Here is a 22,837-nt window from a genome sequence, read left to right as displayed (position 1 = left end):
AATCCGCCTATATCGCTTCCATGTTTCTGCGACCCATCTTCCGCCTGTTCGAGACCTGGATCGATCCGTTCAGCCCGCGCGCCAATCTTCAGCCGCCGCCGGGAACGCTCGGCTTCATCTGGTTCTATATCGGCCAGACGAGGATGCCGTTTATCGCCATGCTCATACTCGGCGGCGCATCGGCGGCAATCGAAGCCGCGCTTTTCTGGTTCGTCGGACGCCTCGTCGATATCCTCGCCAGCATTACGCCCGGTGCGGGCTGGAGCGGTCTTCTCGCGGCCCATGGCGGCGAGCTGTTCGGCATGCTTGCTCTGATCGGGCTGGTGCGCTTCGTCGTCGCCTTCCTGATTGCCCTCGTCGATCAGCAGGTGATCACCCCAGGCTTCTACAATCTAGCACGTTGGCAATCGTATCTCCACGTCTCAAGGCAATCATTGTCGTTCTTTCAGAGCGATTTCTCCGGGCGCATCGTTACCAAGGTCTGGTCGGCCGGCCAGGCAACCGGCGATCTCGTCACCTCGCTGATGGAAAGCGTCTGGTTCGTCGGAATTTATGCGGTCACGACGCTGGTGCTGGTCGCCCGGCTGGACTTTTCCCTTGCCGCCGTCGTGCTGTTTTGGCTCGGCGCCTTTAGCCTGCTTGCCCGCCACTTCGTCCCACGGATTCGCCGTCATTCCCGCGAGACGGCGGAAGCGGGATCGATGCTAAACGGCCGGATGGTCGATTCCTACAGCAATATGCAGACGCTGAAGCTGTTTGCCCGCGACGAAGAGAGCGACCGCTACATGCGCCAAGGCTTCGATATTTACCAGGATACGGTGCTACGCTTCACTCGGTTCATCACCGGCGTCAGGGCCTCGATGGCGCTGCTCTCGGGCCTGATGATCGTGACGATGGCAGGCTTGAGCGTCGATCTCTGGCTGCGCGGCCTGGTCAGCTCCGGTGCGGTCGCATTCTCGCTGGCGCTGGTGCTCCGGCTGAATTTCCTGCTTGGACGGCTGATGACGCAGTTCAACGGCATCATGCGAAATCTCGGCACCATCCAGAATGCCGCCGAGTTGATCTCCCAGCCGCTCGGCCTTGTCGACCGTGCCGATGCGAAAAGCCTGGTGATCCGCCAGCCCGGCATTCGCTTCGACAATGTCTCTTTCCGCTACGGCAAGGATCAACAACCGGTCGTTGAAAATTTCTCCCTGACCATCCGCCCGGGCGAAAAAGTCGGGATCGTCGGCCGTTCGGGCGCGGGAAAATCCACGCTGATGAACCTGCTGCTGCGCCTCTACGACCTCCAGGAGGGCCGCATTCTGGTCGATGGCCAGGACATATCGGCCGTGACCCAGGAAACGCTCCGGATGCAGATCGGCGTCGTCAGCCAGGACACCTCGCTGCTGCATCGTTCGGTGCGCGACAATATCCTGTTCGGACGGCCGAACGCGGGCGAGGAGCGACTGGTCGAAGCGGCCCGGCGCGCCGAAGCCATCGATTTCATCGCTCACCTGCAGGATCAGCAGGGCCGCAGAGGCTTCGATGCCCATGTCGGCGAACGCGGCGTCAAATTGTCGGGCGGCCAGCGGCAGCGCATCGCCATTGCCCGGGTGATGCTGAAGGACGCTCCCATCCTGGTTCTGGACGAAGCGACGTCGGCGCTCGATTCGGAGGTGGAGGAAGCGATCCAGTCCAATCTCCATCGAATCATGGAGGGTAAGACCGTGCTTGCGATCGCCCACCGGCTGTCGACGATCGCTGCGCTCGACCGGCTGATCGTCGTCGATCTCGGCCGGATCATCGAGGAGGGCAGCCACGAGGAACTGCTTCGCCAAGGCGGGCTCTATGCCGAACTTTGGGCGCGCCAGTCCGGCGGTTTCCTCGCGGTGGACGGGGATCTCGGCTCAGGGGTCGACGGCGAATTCCGCCATGAGGCCAAAATGGTTTGATCCGAAGCTGTCGACGATACGGCGGACCGATTTCAGCCGCAGGGGCGCCCTCGCAAAGATGTGGTCGATCGGAATGCCGAAGGCGCCGGCTGCGATCGGCCAGGTCGCGGGTTCCAGCGATACGGTGCCGAAGCCTTCTTTGCGCAGAAGGTCTTGTACCCCCGGCGTCAGGATAGACGAGTTGAAATCGCCGGCCAGCACTAGCGGTCCCGGCAGGGTGGGAGCGATCGCGGCGAGGTCTTCGAGCTCCAGACCGTAGAACTCGTCGTAATAGGGTTTGGTTAGATGAGCGGTCAGGAAATTGACCTTGCGGCCGTCGAAATCGACCGTCGAGATCGTCAGCCGGTTACGCCACAGCAGGCCGAGACTGCGGATGCGCGGCTCGACGAGCGGGCGCTTCGACAGGACCAGCGTATCGCATTCCTGCATGCCGATGCCGCAGCCGACATAATAGGGATAGGTTTTCAGAAGCCGCGGCAGTTCCGAGAGAATCGGCTCGGCCTCGAGGATGTTGACGACGTCGGCGCCCGAGGCGATCGCCATGTCGGCGATCGCGGCACCGTTTGCGAAATTATCGTTTTCGATATTGAACGACATCAGCCGGAAAAGAACCGGGCGGTGTTCATCGACGGCGGACTGAGCAAATTCGCGGGTCATCACGATGCCATGGACGGCAAGAGCCAGCGATATGCCGAGCGTCAGCAGGCCGTACCAATGGCGCTTGACAAGCAAGGCCGCGAGGGAGGCGAGCGCAGCGGCCGCCGCCAGATGGAGTTGGAAGCTGTAAAAGAAGGAAAGCAGATAAAAATCGGTGACGTACCGCAGAGAGATGATGGCGAGGACCAGGGTCGTGAGGACGCTGAATACGCAAAAAATCGTGTCTCTCATCCGCTTCGGTCCGGCTCGCTGGGGTGATTGCGACTGCGCCTATCACGGCGGCTTTTTTGTTGCAATGCAGCATGCCGGCAAGCTCGTGTTTGCCTTAAAAAATTCATCTGAAATTTCCCGCGACATTGTGCCCTCGTCTCCTTGTCAAGGCTGGACATAATTTGCGATCAAGCTTAGAACGCGCCGGATTGCCGGGGAATCTATGGCCGAAATGTGTCCAGATCGATTCGCCGGCAGAGGGGGCAGGGCGGAATTCCGCGATAATTGCGCAGAGGATGGTTAAGCCGTGAGCGAACACGTAACGACAAGCGAGGCTTCGACAGAGCCTACTCGCCGTGATTTCCTTTATCTCACCACTGGTATGGCGGGTGCTGTGGGCGCCGCTGCGGTTGCTTGGCCGTTCATCGACCAGATGCGGCCGGATGCGTCGACGCTGGCGCTCGCCTCCATCGAAGTCGATGTTGCCAGCCTCGAGCCCGGCATGTCGCTGACGGTCAAGTGGCGCGGCAAGCCGATCTTCATCCGCAACCGTACGCCTGAAGAAGTGAAGGCGGCCGCCGATGTTCCGCTGGCAGATCTCAAGGATCCGGTCGCCCGCAATGCCAACCTGCCGCCCGAGGCTCAGGCAACGGGCGTTGACCGTTCAGGCGGCAAGGACAAGGAAAACTGGATCGTCATGATCGGCACCTGCACCCATCTCGGCTGCGTGCCGCTCGGTCAGGCCGGCGAGTACAATGGTTGGTTCTGTCCCTGCCATGGCTCGGTCTACGACACGGCCGGCCGCATCCGAAAAGGTCCTGCACCGCAGAACCTGGCGATTCCGACCTTTTCATTTTTGTCCGACACCAAGATCAAGATCGGTTGAGGGGAGACTGATTCATGAGTGGCCATTCCAGCTACGAGCCATCAACCGGCTTCGAAAAATGGGTCGATGCGCGCCTGCCGTTGCCGCGCATGGTCTATGACAGCTTCGTGGCATATCCGGTTCCCAGGAACCTGAACTATGCCTATACCTTCGGCGCGATGCTCGCCGTCATGCTGATCGTGCAGATCCTGACGGGCGTGACGCTCGCCATGCATTATTCCGCCGACACGACGATCGCGTTCAACTCCGTTGAAAAGATCATGCGCGACGTCAACCACGGCTGGCTGCTGCGCTACCTGCATGCCAACGGCGCATCCTTCTTCTTCGTCGCCGTCTACCTGCATATCGCCCGCGGCCTCTACTACGGCTCCTACAAGGCGCCGCGCGAGATCCTCTGGATCCTCGGCGTGGTCATCTACCTCCTGATGATGGCAACCGGCTTCATGGGCTACGTGCTGCCCTGGGGCCAGATGTCCTTCTGGGGCGCGACCGTCATCACCGGCTTCTTCTCGGCTTTCCCGCTGGTTGGCGAATGGGTGCAGCAGTTCCTGCTCGGCGGCTTTGCCGTCGATCAGCCGACGCTGAACCGCTTCTTCTCGCTGCACTACCTGCTGCCCTTCATGATCGCCGGCGTCGTCGTCCTGCATATCTGGGCACTGCATGTCACCGGCCAGACGAACCCGACCGGCGTCGAGGTCAAGACGAAGACGGACACCGTGCGCTTCACGCCCTATGCGACGATGAAGGATGCGCTCGGCGTCTCCGTCTTCCTGCTGGTCTACGCCTATTTCGTCTTCTACCTGCCGAACTTCCTCGGCCATGCCGACAACTACATCCCGGCCGACCCGTTGAAGACGCCGGCCCACATCGTTCCGGAATGGTACTTCCTGCCATTCTACGCGATGCTGCGTTCGATCACCTTCAACATCGGCCCGATCGACTCCAAGCTCGGCGGCGTGCTGGTGATGTTCGGCGCGATCATCGTGCTGTTCTTCTTGCCCTGGCTCGATACGTCGAAGGTTCGTTCGGCGGTCTACCGTCCCTGGTACAAGCTGTTCTTCTGGCTGTTCGTGATCAACGCGATCATCCTCGGCTGGCTCGGCTCACAGCCGGCGGAAGGCAGCTACGTGATCGTTTCACAGATCTGCACGCTGCTCTACTTCGCTTTCTTCCTGGTCGCGATGCCGGTTCTCGGCCTGGTGGAAACACCGCGCCGCATTCCGAACTCGATCACCGAAGCGGTGCTCGAAAAGCGCAACAAGACTGCTGCTGCCGGTGCGGCGGCCAATGCCTAAGCGAGCGACGGAAGGGAATAGAACTATGAAAACGCTTGTTGCAAGCATTCTGCCGCTCGCCGTCGCCGCTGTGATCGGCAGCGCCGCTTTCGCCGAGGAGGCGACGCCTGCGAATGGCGCAGCCCCTGCCCATCACGAGGAAGGTGCGACGCCGCACTATCCGCTGAAGGAGCCGAAGGAGCAGGAATGGACCTTTGCCGGCCCGTTCGGCCATTACGACAAGGCTCAGCTCCAGCGCGGCCTCAAGGTCTATACCGAAGTCTGTTCCGCCTGCCATTCGATGAGCCTCGTGCCTTTCCGCATGCTCGACGAGCTTGGTTATTCCGAGGCGCAGGTGAAGGCTTTCGCGGCGAATTACGAAGTTCAGGACGGACCGAACGCGGCCGGCGAGATGTTTACCCGCAAGGCAGTGCCTTCGGACCACTTCCCGGCACCTTTCGCCAATGAGGAGGCAGCCAAAGCTTCCAACAATGGGGCTGCTCCGCCTGACTTTTCGCTGATCGCCAAGGCCCGCGAAGTCGAGCGTGGCTTTCCGCAATTCGTCTTCGACATCTTCACGCAGTACCAGGAAAACGGCCCGGATTATATCCACGCGCTACTGACCGGCTATGAAGAACCGCCGGCCGGCTTCGAGGTCCCGGCGGGCGGACACTACAACCCGTATTTCCACGCTGCTGCCGTGCTGGCCATGCCGAAGCCGCTTTCCGACGGCCAGGTCACTTATGACGACGGCGCGCCGGCGACCGTCGATCAGTATGCCAAGGACGTTTCCGCTTTCCTGATGTGGGCTGCCGAGCCGCATCTGGAGGAGCGCAAGCGCACCGGCTTCATGGTGATGATCTTCCTGGCGATCTTCACGGTTCTGATCTACCTGACGAAGCGCTCGGTCTACGCCAACAAGGAGCATTGAGCCTTCCTTGTCTGAATTCGAAAGGCGGCTCACGGGCCGCCTTTTTTGTTGCAGGCGACCCCATGGGCTCACCGAGGTATCCTTGTCGAAAGCCGCTCGTGCGCCAAGCGTCATGCGTCTCAGCGGCGCGCGTCCTTTCTAACGCGCAAAGGGCGCCTTAGCGCCTTACACCGCCGGATTATTTTATCCCTGAATCGATTTCGATTTGAGGAATTATGCAGTAGGGTGCGGGCCGTTTCATGCCCTCGCAGATATGGACTTTTCATGGACAATACGACGTCGGAGCTCGCAGCCAGCATCCGTTCCATCCCCGACTATCCGAAGCCCGGAATCATTTTCCGCGACATCACCACGCTGCTAGGCAATCCCCGCGCCTTCCGCCGGGCGGTCGATGAACTGGTGCAGCCCTATGCCGGCACGAAGATCGACAAGATCGCCGGCATGGAGGCGCGCGGCTTCATTCTCGGTGGGGCAGTGGCACATCAGCTTTCCTCGGGATTCGTGCCGATCCGCAAGAAGGGCAAACTGCCGCACGATACGGTGCGCATCGCCTACAGCCTGGAATATGGCGTGGACGAGATGGAGATGCATCGTGATGCGATCGAGCCCGGCGAGAAGGTGATCCTGGTCGACGATCTGATCGCCACCGGCGGCACGGCTGTCGGTGCCACCCAGCTTCTGCGCCAGATCGGCGCGGAGGTGGTCGGCGCTTGCTTCGTCATCGATCTGCCCGACCTCGGCGGCCGCAGGAAGCTGGAAGAGCTCGGCGTCAAAGTGCACACGCTGGTCGAATTCTCCGGGCACTGAGCCCGCATCCAGTGCCGGTGGCGTCAGTCGAATTCCAGCACGCCGCTTTCGAAGCGCATGACGGGATCGCCGTTTTGATTGACGCCTTCGCACAGGATGGTGTTGAGGTGCCAGCCCGGCCGCGACGCGAGCGGCCGGCTGGAGAGGAGGGCGACGGAGTAGGTCACGACGTCGTCCGGGAAGACGGGCCGCAGCCATTGCAGTTTCTGGAAGCCCGGCGAAGGACCGAGGTTCGGCGCCGTCAGCCCTCTTTGCGCGAGGGCGACGCTCTGACTTTTCCAGAAGGCGAGGAAGGTTCGCATCCAGGCGGCGGTGGTGTGCCAGCCCGAAGCGCAAAGGCCACCGAACAGGGTTCCTTTGGCGGCTTCCTTATCGACGTGAAAGCGCTGCGGATCGTAGCGCGTCGCGAAGTCGATGATGTTTTCCTCGGTGAAGGCGTAGCTGCCGATCTCCGCCTTTTCGCCAACGGCGTAAAGTTCAGACATTCTCATGCTGTACTCTCCGGCTTCACGATGATGCCTGGGATAGGGCGCATGCGGATCATGACCGAATTTTCCGAGAGACAGACAAGCTCGCCGCGCTGATTTTCCACCTCGTGGCGGAACTTGGCGATGCCGATGCCAGGACGTGAGCGCATCGGCCGGGCTTCCAGCACGGTCGAGTGACCCTGCAGCGTGTCGCCTGAAAGCACCGGCTTTCGCCATTCCATCAGATCGATGCCGGGCGCCCCCTCGCAGAGCGCGTTCAGGATGTAACTGTCGGCCATCATGCGCATTAGCATCGCGGACGTATGCCAGCCGGAGGCGGCAAGACCGCCGAGAATGCTGGCGCGGCCGGCAGCCTCGTCGAGATGCATCGGCTGCGGGTCGAATTCCCGCGCGAATTCGATAATCTCCCCGGCGCTCACCAGCTTCGGGCCGAGGGGAAAGCGGCGACCGGGCTCAAAATCCTCGAAGGAAAGCTTTTCTGCCGACATTCGCTCCTCCGCCATATGCAGTGCACCATGCTTACAATAGCATCCGCGCAGGCTCAATGATTCCGGGGAGATAAACCGGCATGACGGAACTGAGGTCGATACTCGACGAGGCGGTGCGCCAGGGGCTGATTTCGCCGGAGGCGGGCGGGCGGCTTCTGCCCTTCCTGATCGAGCGCGGCGTGGCTGTCATCGAGCCGCAGCCTGCACCGGCAGCCGAAGAGCAGGCTTGGTCGGATACGGAGACGCCGCGCTTCGTGCGCGGTTTCCACGACGTGCTGATCACCATCGGCGTCGTCGTCGCGCTCGTCGGACTCTGGGGGCTTGCGCCGCTTTATGCCGTGCCGCCCGCGATCCTAGTCCTTTCGGAAATCCTGGTGCGCCGCCAGCGGCTCGCCTTGCCGGCCGTCAGCCTGACGATCGCCCTGTTCTGCTGGACATTCTTGCTGATGTCCCGCGTCTTCACGCCGTGGACCTCCGAAATCGGGGCAGGGCTGACGCAGTTCGTTGCCGGCTTCCCGGTGCTTCTCGGCATCTATTATGCCCGCTATCGCGTGCCCTTGTCGCTGGCGCTTGCCATCATGTCGACGCTTGCCTTGGCACTCACCCTGCTGTTGCGCCTGGTGCAATGGCTAAGCGGCAATCCGGAATTCTTCGTCGATCATCTTGCTCTGCTGGCGGCGATCGCCCTTATTTGCGCGCTCGGCCTCTTCGCCACGGCACTCTATTTCGATCTCGGCGATCGGCTGCGCCGGACCACGCGCTCGGATATTGCGTTCTGGCTGCATCTCGGCGCGGCGCCGGCGCTGCTTTACAGCAGCGTTTCCCTCATGTCTTTCGGAGAAGGCGGCCGTATCTTCGACCTGGCGAACATGTCGGCCCGGACGCCCGTGGTCGTCGCGACGGTGGCGGTGCTGATGCTGATCGGCCTCGTCATCGACCGGCGCGCCTTCGTCACCTCGGGGCTGCTGTCGCTCGGCGTTGCGATTTTCAGCGTCTTCCGGCAGGGAAGCGCCACGGTCAACACGTACATCTTCACGACGCTCATTATCGTCGGCGCGATCGTCTTGATCATCGGCACTGGCTGGATGCCGCTTCGCCGGCTGGTGCTCAGGGCATTGCCGCCGGCCATCGAGAACAGGCTGCCGCCGGGTTAAGGCGACAGCGCTCTTTTATCTAGGTGTTGAAGCGGAAGTGGATGACGTCGCCGTCCTGCACGACATATTCCTTGCCTTCGTCGCGCGCCTTGCCGGCATCCTTGGCGCCGACTTCGCCGTTGAATTTGATGTAGTCGTCATAGGCGATGGTGTTGGCGCGGATGAAGCCGCGCTCGAAATCGGAATGGATGACGCCGGCCGCCTGCGGCGCCTTGGTGCCGCGCTCGATCGTCCAGGCGCGCGTTTCCTTCGGGCCGACGGTGAAATAGGTGATGAGGTCGAGCAGCTTGTAGCCGGCCCGTATCAGCCGGTCGAGGCCAGCTTCGTCGAGGCCGAGGGCGGAGAGGAACTCCTTGGCTTCCTCTTCGGCAAGCTGGGCCACCTCAGCTTCGATCGCCGCCGAGATGATGACGGTTTCGGCACCCTGTTCCCTAGCCATGGCGGCCACGGCCGCGGTGAATTCGTTGCCGGTCGAGGCGTCGCTTTCAGCGACGTTGCAAACGTACAGCACCGGATGCGAGGTCAGCAGGTTGAGGCCCTTGAGGACGGCGATCTCATCAGCGGCGAGCTTCGACAGCAGCGTACGCACCGGCTTGCCTTCGTTGAGCAGCTTCAGCGACGCTTCCATGATCGGCAGCATCGCCATGGAATCCTTGTCCTTGCCGGTGGCGCGCTTGCGCGTCTGCTCCGTGCGGCGCTCCAGACTTTCGAGGTCGGCAAGCATCAGCTCGGTTTCGATCGTCTCGGCATCGGCGACCGGGTTGATGCGGCCCTCGACATGGGTGATATCGCTGTCTTCGAAACAGCGCAGCACATGCACGATCGCGTCGACTTCGCGGATATTGGCGAGGAACTGGTTGCCGAGACCTTCACCCTTCGAGGCGCCCCGCACCAGGCCGGCGATGTCGACGAAGGAGATGCGGGTCGGGATCAATTCCTTGGACTTGGCGATGTCGGCAAGCTTGCGCATGCGCGGATCGGGCACGGCGACTTCGCCGGTATTCGGCTCGATCGTGCAGAATGGATAATTGGCCGCCTGTGCCGCCGCCGTCTTGGTGAGCGCGTTGAAGAGGGTCGATTTGCCGACGTTCGGCAGACCGACGATGCCGCATTTGAAGCCCATGGCTAAAACCTGCTGTTCTTGAATTTCTTGCTGGTGCCTATGGGATAAAGGAGCAATGTGGTCAAGTCTTAGCGAGCCTTTAACGTTGCTCACTTGCCCAAGGAACGCTGCCGGCCTATTTTCGAACGTGATCGCAATTTCGATGCAGTGCGGATTCGTCAGAGCCTGGTCGCGCCTGCCGGCCGCAATGATCCGGCCTCAACTCGGCGGCCAATTCCCTCCCGATCGAGGCGGGCAGCCACAGTGCACCGTCGAAAATTCGTCATCGATAATGATTAGTTGTTTTGAAGATTCCTGACCATGTCATCAACGGGTGGATTTCCGATGAGTGACAACGACGTTGTCCTAAAGCCGAAGACCAAGGTGAAGCCAAAGCTGGACAAGCCGAAGCTCTATAAGGTCATCCTCGTCAACGACGATTATACGCCGCGCGAATTCGTCATCGTGATCCTGAAGGTCGTCTTCCGCATGAGCGAGGAGACCGGCTACCGGGTAATGATGACGGCGCATAAGCTCGGCTCCTGCGTGGTCGTGGTCTGCGCCAAGGACATTGCCGAGACCAAGGCCAAAGAGGGCATCGATCTTGCCAAGGAGATGGGCTTTCCGTTGATGTTCACGACGGAGCCCGAGGAGTAGGCGAGCGCCGGGACATGCTCAAGGCTCAGGGCCGGCCGATTTTAAAGCCGGTCTTGTCCTGCAGGAAGCCGCAATTCTCATAGAAGCGCAGCGTCGCCGGGTTCTTGGAGCCGGTCAGCAGCATCACCTTGTAGCAGCCGGCCTTCCAGGCCTCGGTCACCGCATGGCCGATGACGGCTCCGGCATAGCCGCGCCGGCGGTGGTCGGCATGGGTGACGACATTTTCGAGGAGCGCATAGGAAGCGCCGCCCCGCGTCAGGTTCGGCACGATGACGAGGGTCACGTGGCGACGGCGATATCACGGGTAAAGCCCGTCAAGACGGTCATGCAGGGCTGCGCAAGGACGGTCGAGAAGCGCTTCTCGGCGGTCATGTCGTCGAGGAGCGGATCGGCCGGGTTCAAATGCCGGTAGAGGGCCATCAACCCCGAGAGATCGCCAGCGGCTGCGGGGTGGATGGCGAAATCCGGCCTCATTCTCCCTTGTTGCCGAATATCTTCTTCAGCATCTCGGCCATCGGGCCAGTGGCCGGCAGCTTCGGCTGATTGTGATTGCGGGCCTGGCGGATATGCGACTGGCCGGTCGACCTTTTGTCGCTCTCCTTGCCTTCCTTCCGCGGCTTTTCCTCCTCGGCCGTACTGCCGAGCGCCAGCGCGATCTTGTTCATCAGCTGCGAATCCTCATTCCGCACCAGCATCTCGGCATTGTCGGCCAGCGTGTCGAGCAGCGGCTCCAGCCAGTCCCTGTCGGCCTTGGCGAAATCGCCGAGCACATGGTTCTGCACCATTTCCTTGACGCCGGGATGGCCGATGCCGAGGCGCAGCCGCCGGTACTCCTTGCCGCAATGGGCGTCCAGAGACCTGATGCCGTTGTGGCCACCATGGCCGCCGCCGGTCTTCAGCCGGGCCTTGCCCGGGGGAAGGTCGAGCTCGTCGTAGATTGCGACGAGGTCGGCGGGTTGGAGCTTATAAAAGCGCATCGCTTCGCCGACCGCCTCGCCGGAGAGGTTCATGTAGGTCTGCGGCTTGATCAGCAGCACTTTCTCGCCGCCGAGCTCGCCCTCGGCGATCTCGGCCTTGAACTTCTTCGACCAGGGCGAGAAGCTGTGGCGCCGATGGATGGCGTCGACTGCCATGAAGCCGATATTGTGGCGGTTGCCGGCATATTTGCCGCCTGGATTGCCAAGACCCGCGATGATCAGCATGACCTGTCGTCCTCACTTAAGCTTTTCCGAGGTTCACCACCCGGAAACGAGAGCAAAGTCAAGCGGAAAGGGCAGATCCGCCGGCAGCGTCATTCCGAGAGGTTCATGCCGTATCTCAGGAAGATCTGGTTCTGATCGCCATCGGCGATGAGCTTGTCGAGGGCGGCCTGCATCTTGGCGCGCAGATCGTCCGGAAAGCTCTTCTCGCAAGCGATGCCCATCGGCTGGGCGGAGAGCACCGTTACCATCTCTACCGGCTGGTCGGCCTTGAGCTTGTCGAAATAGAGCTCCGAGATCGGCATCATGTCGATACGGCCGCTGAGCAGCTTGCGCAGCGTCGCGTTGAAATCGCTGGCGACATCGAGTTTCGAGAAGCCCTTATCCTTCAAGATCGTCTCGGTATAGTCCTCGCGCTGGGTGCCGACCGTATATTTCTTCGCCTCGTCCAGATTGCTGGCGGTGACGCCCGAGCCCTTGCGGGTGATCAGGATATTGCGGTCGACGAGCAGCGGCTCGATCCACTTGAACAGCGGATCGCGCTCGCTGTTGTGGGCTGTGGCGAAAACGCAGGTCATCGGCGCCGTGCGGGCAAGGCCATAGGCGCGAGCCCAAGGCATGACCTCGATCGTATAGTCGACGCCGATCGCGGCCATCACCTTTTCGACCTGTTCGACTGTCGCGCCCTTGATCACCTTGCCTTCACGATAGTTGAAGGGAGCGTAGTCCTCGGTTGTGAAATTGATCGTCTGCGCATGGGCGGCGCAGGGCAGCGCCAGGCATGCGAGAAGCAGGAGCTTTTTCATCGGATCATCTCCTTCGTTCTTCGTTTACGAGGCGCGTGCGACGGCCGATTGCGGGGTCATCAGTTCCTCGATGAGCTTGGCTGCGTGCTGCGGGCGATGGAAGAGATATCCCTGGCCATAGTCCAGCCCCATCTGGTGGAGCGTGCGGCATTCCTCTTCGGTCTCAATGCCCTCGGCGATTACGGTGCAGTTCATCTTGTGGGACAGGGTCGTTATGCCTTCGATCAGCATGCGGCTCCTAAGTCGCACGTCATCGTCGCCGTCGTTGATAGCGCGCGTGAAGGATTGGTCGATCTTGATGATATCGACAGGGAAGCGGTTGAGATAGCTCAGTGACGAATAGCCGGTGCCGAAATCGTCGAGCGCGATGCGGCAGCCGAATTGGCGAAGCTCGGTGACGATCATGCGAATATCAGGATTGTCGTGCATCAGCACGGCTTCGGTGATCTCGACGACGATGCGTTCGGGGCGGATGCCGTGACGGCCGACAATGGCGGCAAGCCGGGCCGGTAACGCCGGCTCGAACTGCAACGGCGAGAAATTGATGGCGAGATAGGTATCCTGCATGCCTGAAATGCGGGAAATCTTCGCGAGATTGGCGATCGCCTTCTCCATGATGATGTTGCCGACGCGAACGATTTTTCCGGTCTCTTCGGCGACGCTGATGATCTCGGCCGGCGGCATCAGGCCCTTCTGCGGGTGGCTGAGACGCATCAGCGCTTCGAAGCCGGCAATGCTGCGGCCGTTCAAGTTGACGATCGGCTGCAGGAAAGCCTCGAACCAGTTGTCGACGAGGCCGAATTCGATATTGGCCTCGATTTCGGCGCGGCTGCGGGCGCGGTCGAGCATGGCATTGTCGAAGAGTTGCGCGCCATTCTTGCCGTCGCGTTTCTTGGCATACATCGCCATGTCGGATTTCTGCAGCAATTCGGCCGCGGTCGCGGCATGGTGCGGATAGATGGCGATCCCGATCGATGCGCTGAGATGCATATCCGGGGCGAATGGGGTTTCGAAGATGGAGGCGATCTGCTCGCACATTGCCTTGGCTCGCCTTCCGGCGTCCTTCGCCGGCAGCAGGATGGCGAACTCGTCGCCGCCGAGACGGGCCGCCTCGTCGGAGACAGCGAGATGGGTCTTCAGGCGCTCAACCAGCTCGACCAGCGCCCTGTCGCCGGCGGCATGGCCCATATTGTCGTTGATCCACTTGAAGCGATCGAGATCGACGAAGAGGCAGGCGAGCTCCTGGCCAGCGGCGTCTGCCGCGGCGATCTTGCTGTCGAGCACGGCTTCAAAACCCTGGCGGTTGAGAAGCCCGGTCAGGTGGTCGGTGATTGCCTGGCGATGGTTGCGGTCCTCGGAGGCCTTGAGCTCGGTCACATCGGTCATGACCGACAGCGAGAGTCGATCGTGAGCGTCGGCGCCGGCTTCCGATTCCATGATAAGGACGTCCATGGTGCGGCCGTCCAGGCAGACGAACTTGACGGTAACCGCCATGGCGCTCTCGGCCCGGCGTCGATTGACGAACCTGTCACGGGTGTTTGCCGTGACGAGATCGGCGAAGTTGCGGCCGATGACGGCGGCGCGATTATAACCGGTAGCAAGCAGCCAGTAGTCGCTGACGGCGGTGATGCGGTCTTCCTCGTCGAGCGAGAAGAGCATGGCGGGAGTGAGGTTGTAGATATCGGTGGCGCGGCGATGGGCGAGCTTCAGCTCCTTCTCCTCGCTTTCGAGCTTAGTCTGCATCTCGTTGAAGCTGTGGGCAAGCCGTCCCATCTCGTCGTTCGACTGCCAGTCGACATGATGGCGGGAGCCGAGCTGGCGTGTGGCCTCGATCGCCGCCGTCAGCCGCATCAGCGGCTGGATGACGAAGAAGCGGTTGCCGATCAGCGCGGTGCCGAAAACGGTCAGAACCGCGAAAATGAAGATCGAAATGAAGACGACCTCTTCCTGCTTCAGGCCGGAAAACAGGCCGAGGGCGGGATAGTAGACGCTGATACTGCCGAGATTCTTCGGGCCGTCGATGGTGTTGTAGATGATGGCGCGCGACACCTGCACGAGCTTGCCATCGAAGGAGCGCGGAATGGTGGACTGGCTGACGTCGAGCTGACCGGACTGGTCGCGCACCTCGACCTTGACGATGGCGCCCTGGGAAACGACCGTCGCGCTGATCTGGGTGACGCTTTCTTCATCGAGGTCCCAGAGGGGTTTTGCCAGCGCCTGGGCGTTGGCGACAAGAAGAACCGAGATATGGTCGCGTATTTCCTTGTCGGCTCGTTCCGAGGAGAGAAAAAGAAAGAGGACAAAGAGAGGAGCGACAAAAACAAGCAGTGCTCCGCAAACAATCCCAAAAAACCTGTTCTCAACGGAATTGTTCATGGTTCCGTCTACTCCCCCAGGCCGGCCATATTTGCTGTCGCGCGTTCGGGCCGGCTTCATCGCAACTGACGGGGCATGCTTTCACGAATACGTTAAATGTTGCTGAAACGGAGGTCTTGCGGGCAACGAAAAACCCGCCTCCCCAGTTCACGGGAAGGCGGGTCATATGTTTTACAATTGGTCGAAGCGATCAGGCTTCGGCTTCGCCTTCACCTTCGACGGCGCTCTCGTCGACGCCGCCAGCCGGAGCGACGATGGTCGCGATCGTGAAGTCGCGGTCGATGACCGGGGTCACGCCCTTCGGAAGGGTGACTTCCGAAATATGGATGCTGTCGCCGATCTTCTTGCCGCTGAGGTCAATGCTGAAGAATTCGGGGATCGCGTCGGCCGGGCAGTGAACTTCGACTTCATGGCGGACGATGTTCAGAACGCCGCCGACCTTGAGGCCCGGGGACTTCGCTTCGTTGGTGAAGTGAACCGGGATTTCGACGCTCACCTGGGTGTTGCCCGAGACACGCAGGAAATCGACATGCATGGTGAAATCGCGGACCGGATCGAGCTGGTAGTCCTTCGGCAGCACCTTGTACTTCTTGCCGTCGACTTCGATCGTTGCCACGGTGGTCATGAAACCGCCGGCGTGGATGCGCTTCGTCACCTCATTGGTGTTGAGAGCGATGGCAATGGGGGCCTGCTTGTCACCATAGATGACAGCGGGAATCAAACCGTTGCGGCGAAGTTCACGGGCGGACCCCTTACCAACCCGTTCGCGCGCCTCGGCCTTGAGCTCGTAAGTTTCCTGGCTCATGGCTATTCCTTTCGAGGTTATTTGGAGAGTTCGGCGGTGGCCAAAAGGCTTTGTTCCGTCGAACCGGAGGCGGGTTTCCCCATCCTCATCCGCGTTGCCTCCAAGGGTGTCTACGCGGACCGGTGGCCTATATTATAAGTCGCCTGGAAACGCAAGTTGCTGATTCCGGCGTGGTCGTGCGCGAAATCCGCCGCCGAAACGAGCGGCAAAATTGTCTTTTCCGCGAAAGCGCAAATTGACACGGACGCGCTTCTCATCTTTGGATGGCCGCAATCAAAAGAGCGGCTGAGGAGAAATCGGACTATGCGTCTCAAACTTGTCACGGCAACGAGCTTGCTGGCACTTTGTCTTGTCACGACAGCCCAGGGCGTCGAAATCAACCAGGACGGCGCCAATGCAGTCAAGGACACTCTGACGAAGCTGCTTCCCGAGGATCTGGCGAAGAGCGGTCTGATCACCGTCAATCCGGCCGGCACGCGCTACGAGATCATTTACGACCTGGCCAAGCTTTTGATCAAAGTCGATCCGGCGACCTTCACCATCAACGGTCTGACGCCATTCTCGACATTCGCCACACCGCTCGACAGCGGCCTCTGGAACATCGAGGGCGATAACAGCCTCAACGTCTCCGGCCACCTCAAGGGCAAGGACCAGAAGCCGACGGATTTCACCTATTCGATCGCTTCGCTCGCCTACACCGGCGTCTTCGATCCCGCGATCAGCTATCTGCGTTCGAGCAGCGCCACGGTCAAGGACATCAAGGTCACAAGCAAGACCGATACCGAGGAAGTCAGCGCCAGCGTGGCCAGCATGGAGCAGAAGCTGAGCTCCACCGACAGCGCCGGCGGCAACGGGCGTATCGATTTCGTTATGGGCGGTTCAGTGTCGGGCTTCCTCGAGCAGGTTTCCGGCCAGCGGACGCCACCTGTCGAACTCCGCGCCGACACGGTCAATTTCGACGGCAAGGTGAATGGCCTGCCGGCCAAACAGATCCGCGACATGATCTTCTTCGTTCTCGACCATGTCGACGAGAAGGAATTGAGCCCCGAAAACACAACCAAGATAAAGGGAATCGTGAAGGATGCTTTCCCGCTTCTTACCTCGTTCAGTGAGACGATCGGGGCCAACAATCTGACCGTCAGCACAGAAGTGGGCAAGGGTGGCGCCAAGGCATTCGGCTACAACGTCGCCATGGACGGGCCGACCGACGCCATGCGTTTCGGCTTCGGCTTCAACGCGCAGGACATCAGTGTCGACACGCCGCTGATGCCGTCGAGCTATTCGGCCTTTATGCCGACCAGTCTCGATCTGCAGTTCGCCGTTCCCAACCTGGATTTCGCAAGCTTCGGCGATGCCTTCATGGCAATGGATTTCAACGACAAGGCGGCGGAGAAGAGCGGCGAGGAGATGGGCAAGAAGCTCTTCCGGGACGGCCGTCTCGCTGTCGAGTTTCCGAAGATCAGTGCCAAGTCCGATGTCTACGACATCGACATGACAGGCAAGATCGAAGGCCGGGTCGACACCGAGAAGGACTATTCGATGGAGGCGACAATTCTTGCCCGCGATCTCGACAAGACGATCGCCTCGGTTCAGGAACTTGCCAAGACCGACCCCGACCTCAACCAGGTCTCGTTCGGCATCATGATGGTGAAGGGTTTCGCCAAGACCGATCCGGACGGCCGCTCGCGCTGGGATATCAGCATCAGCCGCGACGGCGCGATTTCCGTCAACGGCCAGATGGTCAAGGAAGCGGATCCGCAGCCGTAATCATGCCGGACGGTTAAGAGCCTCGCAGGACGAAAAGACGCGCCGCGCGGGTATCACCCCTTGGGGCGCAGCAGCGTCGACGCCATGTCGAGAAAGGCGCGCAGTTTCGGCTGCGTTTGCGAGCGGGCAGGGAAATAGGCAAAGAGACCGGGCGTCGTCGGCAGAAAGGCCTCGAGCACGCGCTCGAGCTGCCCTGAGGCCACCGCTTTCGCGACTGATATATCCGGCAAGTAGACGAGACCGAGCCCGTCTTCGGCGAGTTCGAGCAGCAGCAGGAAATCGTTGACGATCAGGCCGCCGGGCGGATCGACCGCGAAGTCGCGTCCGTCGCGTTCGAATTCCCAGCGATAGACGGCGCCCGAGGTCGGATAGCGGTAGCGGATCGCCTGATGGTGGGTGAGGTCCTCCGGCGTCGCCGGCCGGCCATGCCGCGCGAAATAGTCGGGCGAACCGACGACCGTCCAGGTTATATCCGATGTCAGTCGCATGGCGATCATATCCTTTTCGATCGCCTCGCCGATACGGATGCCGGCGTCGAAGCCGCGTTCGGTAATGTCGATCGTCGCATCGTCGACCGAGATTTCGACCGAGATGTCAGGATAGGCTTGGCGGAACCGCGGCAATAGCGGTGTGACGATCAGCGGCACGGCCATGCGCGGCACGGTGAGGCGCAGATGTCCAAGCGGGCGGTCGCGGAAGCCACCCAGCATGTCGAAGGCATCGGCGATGTCGGCTGCGGCGGGGCGGATCCGATGAAAGAGGGCAGCGCCCGCTTCGGTGAGCGCGACGCGCCGTGTGGTGCGGACGAAGAGCGGCACGCCAAGCCTTTTCTCAAGCGCTCGGATCGTCTGGCTGACGGCGGTCGGTGTCACGCCGAGCGATGCGGCGGCAGCAGTGAAGCTCCTGGCGTCGGCGACCGCCAGGAATTCGGTCAGTCCGGTGAAGGGATCGGGTGGCATGGTTCGATTGTGAAGTTAAACTTCATAAGGCTTATCGATCCGGCAGGTTTCTCGCAATAATGCTCTGGTGCATTGTCTGCTCATCCGATCAAACAATCCAACGGATGGAGGATGACATGCAGTACACGACCCTCGGACAAACTGGTCTTGCCGTTTCCAGGCTTGCCTTCGGCGCGATGACCTTTACATCGGGCGACCGCAGCATGGGTTCGATCTATAAGACCGAGGCCGACGTCGCCGACGCGCTTGTCGGCCAAGCGCTCGATGCCGGCGTCAACTTCTTCGACACCGCTGATGCCTATGCCTCCGGCCAGTCGGAAACGATCCTTGGGCAGGTCTTGAAGGCGCGCCGCAGCGAGGTGGTGATCGCGACGAAGGTCGGCTTCCGCACCGGTGCGGCGCTCGGCCAGGCTGGACTCTCCCGCCGCCACATTCTCTGGTCGGTCGATGAAAGCCTGAAGCGGCTCGGAACGGACTGGATCGACGTTTATATCGTTCACAAGGAAGATCCGTTCACGCCGCTGGAGGAGACGCTGTCGGCACTCGACGCGGTGGTGCGCTCCGGCAAGGTCCGTTATATCGGCTTTTCCAACTGGTCGGCCTGGAAGGTGGCGGCAGCGCTTGAAATCCAGAAGGCGAATGGGCTGACGCCCTTCACCCATGGGCAGATGAATTATTCGCTGCTTGGTCGCGATATTGAGCGGGACATTCTGCCGATGATGCAGCGCTACGGTCTCGGCCTTACCGTCTGGAGCCCGCTCGCCTCCGGTTTTCTCTCCGGCAAATATACCCGCGAGACGCTCGGCGATCCCGACAACCGTTATTCTGGCTTCGATATCCTGCCCTTCGACAAGGAACAGGGTTTCGCACTGGTCGAGCGGATGCGGGTAATCGCGGCAGCACACGGAGCGAGCGTTGCCCAGGTGGCGATCGCCTGGCTGCTGGCGAAGAGGGCGGTTTCCAGCGTGCTGCTCGGCGCTTCGAAGCCACACCAATTGGCCGACAATCTCGGGGCGGTAGAATTGACGCTCGACGAAGGCGATCTCGCAGGGCTCGACGCTGCAACCGAGCCGGCGCGGGTCTATCCGAACTGGTTCATCGACAATCTCGTTGATCAGCAGCAGAAGACCGCTTTCAGCCGCTGAGCAGAGAACATCGCAATTGAAATCGCCGTCCACACATCATGCGGACGGCCTTCACTGGAAATTGCCTGCAGGCAGGCCTTGTCAGTCGAAGAGGCTGGAGACGGATTCTTCCTGGCTCGTCCGGGTGATGGCTTCGCCGATCAGCGGAGCGGTCGTCACGACACGGATATTATGGGCGGACTGTACGGCCGTCGTCGGCTGGATCGAGTCGGTGATGACAAGTTCGCGCAGCTTGGACGAGGTGACGCGGGTGACGGCGCCGCCGGACAGCACGCCGTGGGTGATATAGGCGGTGACGCTGGAAGCGCCCTGGGCGAGCAGCGCATCGGCGGCGTTGCAGAGCGTGCCGCCGGAATCGACGATATCGTCGATCAGCAGACAGTCCTTCCCGGTGACGTCGCCGATGATGTTCATGACTTCGGATTCGCCCGGCCGGTCGCGGCGCTTGTCGACGATCGACAGAAGACAGTCCAGCCGCTTGGCAAGCGCGCGGGCGCGAACGACGCCGCCGACATCGGGCGAGACGACCATGACGTTGCTGAGGTCATAGTGGCTCTTGATGTCGCGCGTCAGGACAGGCAGCGCGTAGAGATTGTCTGTCGGAATATCGAAGAAACCCTGGATCTGACCGGCGTGGAGATCGAGCGTCATGACGCGGTCGGCGCCGGCTTCCGTGATCAGGTTCGAGACGAGCTTGGCCGAGATCGGGGTGCGGCCGGAGGCGCGGCGGTCTTGGCGGGCATAGCCGAAATAGGGAAGAACGGCCGTGATGCGGCGGGCTGACGAGCGACGCATGGCGTCGATCATGATCAGCAGTTCCATCAAATGGTCGTTGGCAGGATAGGACGTGGGCTGTACGAGGAAAACGTCCTCGCCGCGGACGTTTTCCTGGATTTCCACGAAGATTTCCTGATCGGCAAACCTTCGGACACTGGCTTTCCCCAAGGGAACGTTGAGATAGTTGCAGATCGCTTCGGCGAGTTGCCGGTTCGAATTGCCTGCGAAAACCTTCATGTTGGTCCGCCTGTTATGCGCTGATAGCCGCGCTTTTTAGTCAGCTTCCCCGTGAATGCAAGGGCAAAGGCGCCACAGGCTTCCATATTTGCAAAAAGTTTGTGACTAACCGCCCCGTGCCTGCCGCCAGGAAGTGAATTCCGCGATGGTTTTCGAGGCGATCTGCTGCATCACCGAAGCCGGAACGCCCGCCCAGGGGTCGGCCGCGGCCGCCGGCACGCTTTCCTGCCCTTGAATGCGGTGCAGGCGGGCGCCGCCGCTGTCGAGAATGTCCCAGACATAGACCACGGTGACCTTGCCCTCGTCGCTGAATGCGGAGAGATAGCCTTTAAGGATATAGTCACTGCTCGTATCGTTCGAGCTCTTGATGGAAAGGCCGTGCGCCCGCGCCTCGGCGCCAAGCTGGCGCGAGAGCGGCGTTACGGCCTGCACCGGCGCGCCGATGATCGGCAGGAAGCGCACGGTATTGCCGGGAGCGAAAGAGGCGCCGGGGGTGAGGGCGGCGGTCTGCTGTGGCTGGGCGTCGAGCCTCTGGCCGGACTGTGCCTGAGGCGCGGCATTGGGGACCGCCGGCGGCAGCGTCTGTCCCTCGATCGGGGCGGAGGCGGCGGGCGAGGTGCTGTTCCTCGACAGGGCGTCTGCCTGTTCCTGCATCGTTGTCGGCGGTGCGCCGCTGCCCGGCCGGTAGGCTCCCTGAGATTGATTAAAGGCCGGATGATAGCCATTCGGCTCCGAGCCTGCGGCGAAAACCGGTTGACGCGTACCCGCCAAACCTTCGGCCTCACGCTGGGTCACCGGACTTGACGGCGGACCTCCGGAGGATTCACCGATGCCGACCAGCGGCGTCAGCGCGTCGGTGGTATTGCAGGCGGCAAGCAGGGCCATGACGAACAGGAGCGTGGGCACAGTCGCAGCGCGCGTCATCCGGTGGTCCGTCCTTCCCACAATCACATCAGCCCGGCCGGATTTATGCGGGCGGGGATGGTCGTCTGTCAATTCCGGATTCTCACCGGTCAATCCCGGGCTTCAAAGGCCGATAAAATCAAGCGGATGACGCGACAGGGCGCGCGGCGCGTCCGCCGTCGTCAGATAGGTCTGTCCGAGCGTCATCGCGGTCCCGGTATCGGAATCGGCAATGATCATGTGCACGAAGAGCGACATGCTCGGCTCGATCGGCTGCGGATTGCCGACATGGAACATCTGATGCTCCATCCAGGAGGGCGAGAAGCGGGCTCCGAGCGAATAACCGCAGGCATTCAGCCGGTGGCGGGCGAGGCCGCGCTCGTCCATGATCCTGGCGTGCATATCGAAAACGTCGCCGAAGGTGTGGCCGGGCTTCAGCACGGTTTCGATCGCTTCGATGGTTTCGCGGCATGCATTGTAGAGCTCGCGATGGCGTTGCATCGGCTCGCCGATGACGATCGTGCGCATCATGGCGGCATGATAATGCGCGTAGGTGCCGGCCCATTCGAGCGTCAGCTGGTCATTGGCGTCGAGCTTGCGGCGGCCGGCCTTGTAGCGGCAGAGCAACGCGTCGGCGGCGGAGCCGATGATGAACTCGTTGGCGGGATAGTCGCCGCCGCCGGAAAATATCGCGCCCTGCATGGCGGCGAGGATGTCGGCTTCGTCAGCGCCCGGTTTCGTCAGCCGGATCGCCGCGTCGAGCGCGTCGTCGGCGAGGTCCGCAGCTCGTTCGACGTAGGCGACCTCGGTCGGGCTCTTGACCAGGCGAAGACGGCTGACGAGATAGGAGGCGTCGACGATCTGGCCGAAAGTGGTCAACTGCGCGTCGAGCAGGCGGGCGACGCGGCCGGTCATGCCATGCGTATCATATTCGACGCCAATGCGGGCGCCCAGCAGATCCATCTCGACCAGCAGGTTCTTCAGGTCGAGCGTCGGATCGGCATTGACCCTGTCGACCCAGATATGAATATCCTCAAGAATCGACGTGTGTTTAGCCTGGCGAAGATCGGCCGAGCGGGTGATCAGCGCCATGGCGCCGTCGTTCTTGACGATGAGCGTCTGAAAGAAGCAATAGCCGAAGGTGTCGTAGCCGGTCAGCCAGTACATGCTTTCCTGGGCGAAGAGCAGCAGGGCGTCGAGCTTTTCTTCCTTCATCTTCTCGGTGAGGCGCGCAAGTCGGCTTGCGAACTCGGCCTTTTCGAAGTGCAGTGCCAT

The 22,837-nt window shown here is 61.3% G+C and carries 21 protein-coding genes and 1 pseudogene; 9 read left to right on the top strand and 13 right to left on the bottom strand.

Annotated elements, in window-relative coordinates; genetic code table 11:
* Window positions 1–20: 20 nt before the first annotated feature.
* Entirely contained in the window at window positions 21–1,934 is a 1,914-nt protein-coding gene (locus J2J99_RS15950; RefSeq protein ID WP_168297572.1) for an ABC transporter ATP-binding protein, read from the top strand.
* Here the strand turns inward: J2J99_RS15950 and J2J99_RS15945 are convergent.
* Window positions 1,890–2,822: an endonuclease/exonuclease/phosphatase family protein gene (locus tag J2J99_RS15945; protein ID WP_168297571.1), complete on the bottom strand. Its 933-nt coding sequence runs from the start codon at window positions 2,820–2,822 to the stop codon at window positions 1,890–1,892. The two genes, J2J99_RS15950 and J2J99_RS15945, sit on opposite strands and share 45 nt — an antisense overlap.
* A gap of 286 nt (window positions 2,823–3,108) precedes the next feature.
* Here J2J99_RS15945 and petA point away from each other — a divergent pair, with 286 nt between their 5' ends.
* From petA to J2J99_RS15925, 4 genes are all read left to right on the top strand, one after another.
* Entirely contained in the window at window positions 3,109–3,687 is a 579-nt protein-coding gene (gene petA / locus J2J99_RS15940) for a ubiquinol-cytochrome c reductase iron-sulfur subunit (RefSeq protein WP_168297570.1), read from the top strand.
* A 14-nt stretch (window positions 3,688–3,701) separates the two neighbouring features.
* A complete protein-coding gene (locus J2J99_RS15935; RefSeq protein WP_168297569.1) occupies window positions 3,702–4,982 on the top strand; it encodes a cytochrome b in 1,281 nt (426 codons plus the stop codon).
* 25 nt (window positions 4,983–5,007) lie between these two features.
* A complete protein-coding gene (locus J2J99_RS15930) occupies window positions 5,008–5,892 on the top strand; it encodes a cytochrome c1 (RefSeq protein WP_168297568.1) in 885 nt (294 codons plus the stop codon).
* 264 nt (window positions 5,893–6,156) lie between these two features.
* Window positions 6,157–6,699: an adenine phosphoribosyltransferase gene (locus tag J2J99_RS15925; protein ID WP_168297567.1), complete on the top strand. Its 543-nt coding sequence runs from the start codon at window positions 6,157–6,159 to the stop codon at window positions 6,697–6,699.
* A gap of 23 nt (window positions 6,700–6,722) precedes the next feature.
* On the opposite strand, the gene J2J99_RS15920 is transcribed toward J2J99_RS15925, so the two are convergent.
* Both J2J99_RS15920 and J2J99_RS15915 read right to left on the bottom strand, forming a co-directional pair.
* Window positions 6,723–7,190 (bottom strand): MaoC family dehydratase, encoded by a 468-nt coding sequence (locus J2J99_RS15920; RefSeq protein ID WP_168297566.1) that lies wholly within the window; start codon window positions 7,188–7,190, stop codon window positions 6,723–6,725.
* The gene (locus J2J99_RS15915) at window positions 7,187–7,675 is read right to left on the bottom strand and encodes a MaoC family dehydratase (RefSeq protein ID WP_168297565.1); all 489 of its coding nucleotides are present in this window, start codon (window positions 7,673–7,675) and stop codon (window positions 7,187–7,189) included. The genes J2J99_RS15920 and J2J99_RS15915 overlap by 4 nt, the downstream gene beginning before the upstream one ends.
* A gap of 80 nt (window positions 7,676–7,755) precedes the next feature.
* Here J2J99_RS15915 and J2J99_RS15910 point away from each other — a divergent pair, with 80 nt between their 5' ends.
* Complete coding sequence (locus tag J2J99_RS15910; protein WP_168297564.1) at window positions 7,756–8,829, top strand: hypothetical protein; 1,074 nt, start codon at window positions 7,756–7,758, stop codon at window positions 8,827–8,829.
* A 19-nt stretch (window positions 8,830–8,848) separates the two neighbouring features.
* On the opposite strand, the gene ychF is transcribed toward J2J99_RS15910, so the two are convergent.
* A complete protein-coding gene (gene ychF, locus J2J99_RS15905) occupies window positions 8,849–9,952 on the bottom strand; it encodes a redox-regulated ATPase YchF (protein WP_168297563.1) in 1,104 nt (367 codons plus the stop codon).
* 324 nt (window positions 9,953–10,276) lie between these two features.
* On the opposite strand from ychF, the gene clpS reads away from it, so the two are divergent.
* Window positions 10,277–10,588 carry an ATP-dependent Clp protease adapter ClpS gene (clpS, locus tag J2J99_RS15900; protein ID WP_168297562.1) on the top strand — a complete coding sequence of 104 codons (312 nt, stop codon included), beginning with the start codon at window positions 10,277–10,279 and terminating at the stop codon, window positions 10,586–10,588.
* A gap of 25 nt (window positions 10,589–10,613) precedes the next feature.
* On the opposite strand, the pseudogene J2J99_RS15895 reads toward clpS, so the two are convergent.
* From J2J99_RS15895 to J2J99_RS15875, 5 genes and pseudogenes are all read right to left on the bottom strand, one after another.
* A pseudogene (locus J2J99_RS15895) lies at window positions 10,614–11,062 on the bottom strand (GNAT family N-acetyltransferase).
* Window positions 11,059–11,790 (bottom strand): aminoacyl-tRNA hydrolase, encoded by a 732-nt coding sequence (gene pth, locus J2J99_RS15890; protein WP_168297561.1) that lies wholly within the window; start codon window positions 11,788–11,790, stop codon window positions 11,059–11,061. The pseudogene J2J99_RS15895 and the gene pth overlap by 4 nt, the downstream one beginning before the upstream one ends.
* Window positions 11,791–11,879: 89 nt before the next feature.
* A complete protein-coding gene (locus tag J2J99_RS15885; protein ID WP_168297560.1) occupies window positions 11,880–12,593 on the bottom strand; it encodes a substrate-binding periplasmic protein in 714 nt (237 codons plus the stop codon).
* A 24-nt stretch (window positions 12,594–12,617) separates the two neighbouring features.
* Window positions 12,618–14,969 carry an EAL domain-containing protein gene (locus J2J99_RS15880; protein WP_168297559.1) on the bottom strand — a complete coding sequence of 784 codons (2,352 nt, stop codon included), beginning with the start codon at window positions 14,967–14,969 and terminating at the stop codon, window positions 12,618–12,620.
* A 190-nt stretch (window positions 14,970–15,159) separates the two neighbouring features.
* On the bottom strand, window positions 15,160–15,774 hold the full coding sequence (locus tag J2J99_RS15875; protein ID WP_168297558.1) for a 50S ribosomal protein L25/general stress protein Ctc: 615 nt from the start codon (window positions 15,772–15,774) through the stop codon (window positions 15,160–15,162).
* A 303-nt stretch (window positions 15,775–16,077) separates the two neighbouring features.
* Between J2J99_RS15875 and J2J99_RS15870 the strand changes: the two genes are divergently transcribed.
* Entirely contained in the window at window positions 16,078–17,541 is a 1,464-nt protein-coding gene (locus tag J2J99_RS15870; protein WP_168297557.1) for a hypothetical protein, read from the top strand.
* 53 nt (window positions 17,542–17,594) lie between these two features.
* Here the strand turns inward: J2J99_RS15870 and J2J99_RS15865 are convergent, their stop codons facing one another.
* On the bottom strand, window positions 17,595–18,500 hold the full coding sequence (locus J2J99_RS15865) for a LysR family transcriptional regulator (protein WP_168297556.1): 906 nt from the start codon (window positions 18,498–18,500) through the stop codon (window positions 17,595–17,597).
* Window positions 18,501–18,616: 116 nt separating this feature from the next.
* On the opposite strand from J2J99_RS15865, the gene J2J99_RS15860 reads away from it, so the two are divergent.
* The gene (locus tag J2J99_RS15860; protein WP_168297555.1) at window positions 18,617–19,645 is read left to right on the top strand and encodes an aldo/keto reductase; all 1,029 of its coding nucleotides are present in this window, start codon (window positions 18,617–18,619) and stop codon (window positions 19,643–19,645) included.
* Window positions 19,646–19,726: 81 nt separating this feature from the next.
* On the opposite strand, the gene J2J99_RS15855 is transcribed toward J2J99_RS15860, so the two are convergent.
* The 3 genes from J2J99_RS15855 to J2J99_RS15845 all read right to left on the bottom strand — a co-directional run bounded on the left by J2J99_RS15855 (window position 19,727) and on the right by J2J99_RS15845 (window position 22,837).
* Window positions 19,727–20,659 (bottom strand): ribose-phosphate pyrophosphokinase, encoded by a 933-nt coding sequence (locus J2J99_RS15855; protein WP_168297554.1) that lies wholly within the window; start codon window positions 20,657–20,659, stop codon window positions 19,727–19,729.
* 105 nt (window positions 20,660–20,764) lie between these two features.
* Window positions 20,765–21,583, bottom strand: coding sequence for a hypothetical protein (locus tag J2J99_RS15850; protein WP_168297553.1), 819 nt, complete (start codon window positions 21,581–21,583; stop codon window positions 20,765–20,767).
* A 102-nt stretch (window positions 21,584–21,685) separates the two neighbouring features.
* The gene (locus J2J99_RS15845; RefSeq protein WP_168297552.1) at window positions 21,686–22,837 is read right to left on the bottom strand and encodes a M24 family metallopeptidase; all 1,152 of its coding nucleotides are present in this window, start codon (window positions 22,835–22,837) and stop codon (window positions 21,686–21,688) included.

Source organism: Rhizobium binae, from assembly GCF_017357225.1.
GTDB lineage: Bacteria > Pseudomonadota > Alphaproteobacteria > Rhizobiales > Rhizobiaceae > Rhizobium > Rhizobium binae.
This window is presented reverse-complemented; position numbering and strand designations above follow the sequence as displayed.